The following is a 1,055-nucleotide window of genomic DNA, read 5'->3' as shown; positions in this document are numbered from 1 at the left end:
AGCTTCAAGGTCGCCGGCATGGCCACCTTCGGGCTCTTCGCCATGTGGTTCCTGACCTTCTGGTGGGAGCTCGCCCGCTGGATCAACGCCAACCTGGTGGATCTGCTCTACCGCAGCGACGCCGCCAAGCTCAGCTGGCTCTCCGCCGCCAACAACCTCTACGACCGCATGGTGCTGCAGTTCGTGGAGGGGATGATGTTTCTGGTGCTGCCGACGATCTGGGTGGCGGTGCTGGGATGGGCTGGCCTGAAGTCTGGTGCTGCTGTGGCCAAGGGCATCGGAGACGGCGGTAATCCATCACGACAGTCGGGAGAGAAAGGCGGCGGGCAGATGCAGTCTTCGGGTTCTGGAGGGAGGCTCAAGTGATGAGAGCGAGCCAGCTCAGCTGGCTCGGCTCAGTACATCCACTCGCCATCCTGATCGTAGACGGTGCCATAGCCGTCATCGTTGAGGCTAGCTGAGGCTTCTTGGGCTGTTTCGTCATCCATACTGGCCGATAGCCCCTGAGCTACACCCCCAGCCACCACTGCCGCTCCTCCGGCCACCTTGCCGGCTCCCCGGGCGATGCGCCGCCACCCCTCCTGGGTGGTAGCCGTTTGGGCGGTGGACTTGGTCACTCCAGCGGCGGAGTCGCGCAGCACGCGCAGCGACTCTGTCGTGCTCGCCTGGGTGTGCCAGCCATCGGACCAGCCTTCCTGATGCCCACCGTCGAGAGCCTTTCGAGCTGCCTGGCGGCCAGCACTGGCGGCTCGGGTGAGAAGTGATTTCAGCGCCATGGGCGTCCCTCCCTGGGTACATCAGCCTTTCAGCATAGACGTAGCGCGAGGGAAGCTCCAGTGGGCTTAGCCGAGGGATGCGAGGTGCTCGATGGTCTCGGGGTACTTCTGGACCAGCCGGATGAGGGTCTTGGCCTGGGCGTTGGGCTTGGCGCGGCCCTGTTCCCAGTTCTCCAGCGTCCTGGGGTTGGTGCGCAGGTACATCGCAAACACCGGGCGCGACATATGCAGCTTCTCGCGCAGCGCGATGAGCTCATCGGCAGTGACGTCAGGGACCTC

General features: G+C 64.4%; 3 protein-coding genes. 1 reads left to right on the top strand and 2 read right to left on the bottom strand.

Annotated elements, in window-relative coordinates; translation table 11 throughout:
- Positions 1-366, top strand: a 366-nt coding sequence (locus Q673_RS32350; RefSeq protein WP_023006912.1) for a conjugal transfer protein TraG N-terminal domain-containing protein, incomplete at its 5' end; no start/stop codon positions are given.
- A gap of 29 nt (positions 367-395) precedes the next feature.
- On the opposite strand, the gene Q673_RS32345 is transcribed toward Q673_RS32350, so the two are convergent.
- Both Q673_RS32345 and Q673_RS32340 read right to left on the bottom strand, forming a co-directional pair.
- The gene (locus Q673_RS32345) at positions 396-776 is read right to left on the bottom strand and encodes a hypothetical protein (RefSeq protein ID WP_023006911.1); all 381 of its coding nucleotides are present in this window, start codon (positions 774-776) and stop codon (positions 396-398) included.
- A 66-nt stretch (positions 777-842) separates the two neighbouring features.
- The coding region (locus tag Q673_RS32340) for a helix-turn-helix domain-containing protein (protein WP_023006910.1) at positions 843-1,055 on the bottom strand (213 nt) is incomplete at its 5' end.

The organism is Halomonas sp. PBN3, assembly GCF_000475415.1.
GTDB classification, from domain to species: domain Bacteria; phylum Pseudomonadota; class Gammaproteobacteria; order Pseudomonadales; family Halomonadaceae; genus Halomonas; species Halomonas shengliensis.
Note: the sequence above shows the minus strand (reverse complement) of the source record. Positions and strands in the feature narration are given on the sequence as shown.

Excerpts from the sequence above, each read along its gene's own strand:
- Q673_RS32345 (WP_023006911.1), bottom strand. The coding sequence starts at position 776 with ATGGCGCTGAAATCACTTCTCACCCGAGCCGCCAGTGCTGGCCGCCAG.